Genomic DNA, 5,924 nt, shown 5'->3' with positions numbered 1-5,924 from the left:
CGCTGAAATCTTTTTTGTTACTTTGTACCATAGACGTATCGGTTTTGCTGTTAATGTATTTTGCTTTTACAAATTTACATGCAATTGCCCTTACGTCTATCTTTTCTCCTCACTCCTCTCGGGGGAAGCCTTAGCGGCAAGGGGGCAGACAGCCCCCGTTGAGCGCCCCGTCAGCTAATCTGATGCAAACATAGTGACTTTCTTTTTTCCGGTCTTTGGATGGCGTCCGACTCCCTTGAACAGCAGGTCGGAGAACAGAGTAATAGTCGTGGAGTCGATAATCTGCAGCCGTTTCATCCATTTGGGAGTCTTGCGGCTGTGGCTGTCCGAGGAAAGAACGTGGCGGTAAGTGGCATATAAATCGCGGTATACAGCCTCAAATATAGCTTCGGGGCGCCTCTTGTTGGCATCCGCGGGTGTGCTGCGCCCGATTTTGAAAGTAATACCTATATGAGACAGTTTACGCGTCTCCGCAAGCAGACTGGCTGTTATCTCACACAATGAGTCGAATCGCATTATCACGGCATAGGGCATTACCACCAGATGAATCCAGCAGTTAAACCGTTTGGTATATCTCTCTCCTCCGTATTCGCGGCTAAACTGAAGAATTTTCGACTTGTCAAGCAATTTTATTACCTGACCATAGAGCGGCTGTCCGCTAAAATGACTACTTTTGGGCATAGTTTAGAATATGTTTTGGTCAACACAAACTAAACTAAAAGGACTGACTCCTGCAATAGGTGCCAGTCCTAATTTTGTTTTGCCGTTTTATCGGACAGCAATAAATTGAAAAAAACTTTTTTTGCTATTTGAAAAAAACTCCGACAGATGAATGACGATGAATTTTGAAAGAGACTTTCGGTTTCTGTTGTGCAAATGTTGTGCAAAAAGCAATAGTAAAGCCGCAACTGGTTAAACATAAATCAGTTGCGGTTTTACCTTGTTGCCTTGGAAGGGATACAAACAATGCGGATGCCGTAGCCCTTCAGGGGCGCGGCATCCGCAAAATATTTTATCAGGGATTATCTACTCCGGTCGGCCTTCACTTGTGAAGGATGCTGTCGGCCACCTGCTGTGCCAGATCGCCATTGTCTGCGCAATACTCCCAGTACATCGCTCCAAGCATACCCTGCTGCTTGATGTAGTGGAGTTTTGCCGCCATCGAACGCTGGTTTTCGAAGCCCATGAGTATGCGTCCGCTTATCGAGTCGGCCATATACGGGGTTTCAGCGATGGAGTCGTATATCTCCACAGTGCCGGGAAGCACTTTGAGATCCTTGTAGTCCATATAATCGGGATAGGGATCCACGCCGCGTCCGTAGAACGGCAGACCGAGCACAAGCTTTTCGGCAGGAATTCCCGCAGCGAGATGTGCACGGTAGGCAGAGTCGGCAGAGTGGTTGCCCGAGGCCTCGCTTGCATAGAGAGGAGCATGCGGACGTCCGCTCGATGCCGGCGACATGTCATACGACATGATGTTGACGAAGTCGACGTATGGCAGTATAGCCTCGAAATCGATATACTTGGCGCTCCAGATGGTAGCGAGAGTCAGCAGACGGTCGGAACCGAGGGTCTCACGGAGCTGACGCATGAGCAGAGTGTAATTCTCCGTGTCTTCGGGCGACGACGATATGCCTGCGGAGCTGCTTGTGGGATACTCCCAGTCTATGTCGATGCCGTCAAGCCCATAGCGCTCCACCTTGGCCAGACAATCGTCGGCAAATTTGGCGCGCAGTGCCGAATCGGCTGCCATCTCGCTGAAATTTCCGGCACCCCAGCCACCGATAGAGAGCATTATCTTCAGATCGGGATTCACACGGCGCAGAGCCACCACCGAATCAAGACGGGCGGGATTCTGCACGGTCACCGAGTCAAACGTAGGCGCTACCTTGCCGAAGGCATAGTTGATATGCGTCATGAGGCTCGGATCGGGAGCGCAGCTGCTCCAGCCTGTGACGTAGGCCACCACGATCTGCGATGTCGAATCGGCCGCATTGTCCTGAGTGGCCGACGAAGTGTGGTTGCAGCCGCTGAACACTGCCGCCACCGACATGACCGCTGCCGTCACTACGGCAGCTTTCTGTAGTTTTTTCATATTAATGTATTGTTAGTGAGATTTATGGTCAATTGGAAAATCAGTCGAAATCGTCATATTTGTCGGCGGGAGCCTCATCCTTGGGCAACGGCTTGTGGCACGACAGCAGACGCTCGAACGATGACGGTACAGGGGTGGAGAACGACATCTCGCGACGTGTCACGGGATGGACGAAGCGCAATGTCTGGGCATGCAGAGCCAGACGGTGGATGACATTGCTGTGACCTCCGTAGCGACGGTCGCCGCTTATCGGACAGTGCATATCGGCCATGTGGACCCTTATCTGGTTTTTACGGCCGGTGTCAAGCTCCACCTGAAGCATCGCATAGGGATTGGATGACTTAAGCGTCGTATAGCGTGTGACGGCAAGCTTCCCCTCATCCGGTTTGTCGGTTGAATACACCTCGTAAGCCGAATTTTCGGCGAGATAGCTCCGGTATGTACCCGTGGCAGGTTCGGGTGTCCCCTCCGTCACAGCCAGATAGCGGCGCTCAAGCACCATATTGTTCCAGTTGTGCTGCAGGGTTTCCTTGGCCTTTTCGTTTTTTGCGAACACCATCAGACCGGATGTGTCGCGGTCAAGACGATGCACTATGAATATCTTGTTGCGCGGATTGCCCCACTTCACATACTCGCGAAGGATCGAATAGGCAGTGCCCTCACGCACCTTGTCGTTGCCCATCGAGAGCAGCCCGTAGCCCTTGTTTATCACGATTATGTCATCGTCCTCATAGACGAGCTTGATGCGCCGGTGGTAGAACACGCGGAATTCGCGGGTGAGATTGACCCTCACCTCATCGCCGGGAGCAAGCGGGTGGTCAAACTGTGTGACTGGTAGTGCGCCGACAGCCACCTGACGGTGTTTGAGGAGTTCCTTGACGTTAGTGCGCTTGCGCTGAGGCATAGAAGCGAAAAGAAAATCAAGCAGCCGGCACTCTTCACCGACACGGTAAGTCTCGATGCGGTCGGGCATGAACGCCGTCCGCTCCGCCCCTGGTTTTGTATTTCGTGGTCTGTTCATTTGCGTCGGGTTGATGTGCGCCGCGAAGTGCGTTTAGGCGCGGCGTCCTGCTTTGCGATGATCTCGCGCACTTCCTCTATGGTCAGCCTTTCCGGCTCGGTGACCGTCTTCGGTATCTTGTAATTGTTGCCTGCGGCATGGATGTAGACACCATATCGTCCGTTGAGTATCTTCACGTCGGGATCCTCTGCAAACTCCTTTACGGTCTTCTTTGTTTCGGCCTGACGCTTATCCTCTATAAGCGCTATGGCCTGGTCGAGAGTGACGTCGAGCGGAGCCATGTCGCGCGGAATGCTCACAAATTTTCCGGCATGCTTGACATAAGGGCCGAAGCGTCCGAGTCCCACACTCACCTCCGCGTCTTCGAACGTACCGAGTGTGCGCGGAAGTTCAAACAGCTTCAGAGCCTCAGGCAGAGTTATGTCGAGCACCGACTGGTCACGCCGGAGCGAAGCAAACTGCGGTTTCTCCTCATCCGTGCTCTCGCCTATCTGCACCACAGGGCCGAAACGTCCGATTTTAACGTAGACATTGCGTCCCGAAGCCGGATCCTGTCCAAGCAGGCGCTCGCCCACACGATGTTCAAGCCTCATGTCGGAAGCCTGCTTTACCTCCGGATGAAACACGTCGTAGAAGTCGCCGATCTCCCGGCTCCATTCGGCATCGCCTTCGGCTATCTTGTCGAACCGCTCCTCCACCTTGGCCGTGAAGTTGTAGTCAAGCACGTTGGGGAAATAGCGGGTAAGGAATTCGTTGACTATAGTTCCGGTATCGGTCGGAATAAGCTTGCCACGGTCAGAGCCGGTGTTTTCGGTCTTTTCCGTGCGGCTGATCTTGCCGCCTGCCATGTCGAGCACCAAAAAGCGGCGCGGTTCGCCGGGACGTTCCCCTTTCTCGACATATTCGCGCTGCTGTATGGTGGAAATGGTCGGAGCGTAGGTCGACGGGCGTCCTATGCCAAGCTCCTCCATCTTCTTCACGAGCGATGCTTCGGTGTAGCGCGGAGGCGCCTGCGTGAACCGCTGCGTGGCTTCTACCAGCGAGGGGGTCAGAGATTCGCCTTTTGCCACAGGCGGAAGCAATGCTGATCCGGGAGCGGCCATATCGTTGTCGTCGTCAGTACCTTCGATATAAAGCCGTAGGAATCCGTCGAACTTTATCACTTCGCCAGATGCCGTGAAGTGTCCGTCGACACCCGGAGCCTCTATCTCTACCGTGGTTTTCTCGAGCTCGGCGTCGGCCATCTGCGAGGCCACTGTACGCTTCCATATCAGCGCATACAGCCTTTGTTCGTCGGAGTTGCCCGGTATGGTCTGCCGGTCGACATAGGTAGGACGTATAGCCTCGTGTGCTTCCTGCGCTCCTTTGGATGACGTGTGATAGGTGCGGCGTTTGAGGTAGTTCTCGCCCATTGTGCTGCCTACGACCTTCGCTATGGAATTAAGAGCGAGCGTAGAGAGATTGAGAGAGTCGGTACGCATATATGTGATATGTCCGGCTTCATAAAGATGCTGCGCCACCATCATTGTCTTGCTCACGGAGAAGCCGAGCTTGCGCGATGCTTCCTGCTGGAGAGTGGAGGTAGTAAATGGCGGAGCCGGGCTCTTGCGCAACGGCTTGACATTAATGTCGGATATAGCGAACGAAGCTTTGGCGCACTCGTCAAGCAGACGCGTGGCCTGAGCCTCATCGGTTAGGCGTCGTGAATATTCGCCGTCGAGCGTGCCTCCCGAAGTGGCGAAACGTCCGGTGACACGGAAATATGGCTCAGGGCGGAATGCCTTGATCTCCTCTTCGCGTTCCACTATAAGCCTAACGGCCACCGATTGCACACGCCCGGCCGACAGTGCCGGCCTGATCTTGCGCCAGAGCACAGGAGACAACTCGAAACCGACTATACGGTCGAGCACGCGGCGCGCCTGCTGGGCGTCGACCAGATTCAGGTCTATCTCACGCGGATGCTGTATGGCGTGAAGTATCGCGTCCTTGGTGATCTCGTGGAACACTATGCGCCGTGTTTTGTCGGGCTTCAGTCCCAACACCTCATACAGATGCCACGAAATGGCTTCTCCCTCGCGGTCCTCATCAGATGCGAGCCATACCATCGACGCCTGCGAGGCAGCCTTGCGCAGGTCGCGCACAAGCTGACGCTTGTCGTCGGGTATCACGTATTCGGGCTGAAATCCGTTGGCGGTGTCGACACCCAGATTGTTGGGGGCGAGGTCGCGTATATGACCGTAGCTTGACATCACCGTATAGTCGGGACCGAGAAATATTCCGATGGTTTTCGCCTTGGCGGGCGACTCCACTATGACGAGATTTTTGACCATATTTGAGAGCTGTATCACTTCATTCGTTAAATCATCCGGCAAAATTAGGAAAAAGAAATCAATTTCGCCTCATTTTTTTAGAAAGCGTTGAAATTATGCGCCATAAAGGCCACATTAGATCGCATTATGTCGCATATTGCAAAGGCCATGTGCCAAAATTCGTTTTTTTTGACACATGGCCTTTGCATATTTGCCGCTCAGCTGTACCGTCGGCCTCATTCTATGGCTTTGCGGCTGGCCGATATGGCGTTCCACGCCAGAACGGCTATCACGGCACCTGCAAGCGGACCGACTACCATGATCCAGAAATCACCCCATGCATCAGGCGAGAACAGAGCCGGGCCGAAGCTTCTGGCAGGATTGACCGAGCAGTTGTCGACCGGAATACCGACTATATTGACCAGACCGAGTGCTATGCCTATGGCTATGCCGGCAAAGCGGCCGAAGCCATGACGCTCATCAGTGGCGCCAAGTATGG

At 53.8% G+C, this 5,924-nt stretch carries 5 protein-coding genes; all 5 read right to left on the bottom strand.

Annotation, left to right across the window (positions count from 1 at the left end; all coding sequences use genetic code 11):
* Positions 1-174 precede the first annotated feature (174 nt).
* Positions 175-681: a DUF4372 domain-containing protein gene (locus tag C5O24_RS10120; protein WP_237613057.1), complete on the bottom strand. Its 507-nt coding sequence runs from the start codon at positions 679-681 to the stop codon at positions 175-177.
* Positions 682-1,042: 361 nt separating this feature from the next.
* On the bottom strand, positions 1,043-2,095 hold the full coding sequence (locus tag C5O24_RS10115; RefSeq protein ID WP_107036727.1) for a glycoside hydrolase family 18 protein: 1,053 nt from the start codon (positions 2,093-2,095) through the stop codon (positions 1,043-1,045).
* A 40-nt stretch (positions 2,096-2,135) separates the two neighbouring features.
* Complete coding sequence (locus C5O24_RS10110; protein WP_237613058.1) at positions 2,136-3,116, bottom strand: RluA family pseudouridine synthase; 981 nt, start codon at positions 3,114-3,116, stop codon at positions 2,136-2,138.
* Entirely contained in the window at positions 3,113-5,446 is a 2,334-nt protein-coding gene (gene topA, locus C5O24_RS10105) for a type I DNA topoisomerase (RefSeq protein ID WP_107036728.1), read from the bottom strand. The genes C5O24_RS10110 and topA overlap by 4 nt, the downstream gene beginning before the upstream one ends.
* 215 nt (positions 5,447-5,661) lie before the next feature.
* Positions 5,662-5,924, bottom strand: a 263-nt coding sequence (locus tag C5O24_RS10100; protein ID WP_205961089.1) for an aquaporin, incomplete at its 5' end; no start/stop codon positions are given.

The organism is Paramuribaculum intestinale, from assembly GCF_003024925.1.
Lineage (GTDB): Bacteria > Bacteroidota > Bacteroidia > Bacteroidales > Muribaculaceae > Paramuribaculum > Paramuribaculum intestinale.
This window is presented reverse-complemented; position numbering and strand designations above follow the sequence as displayed.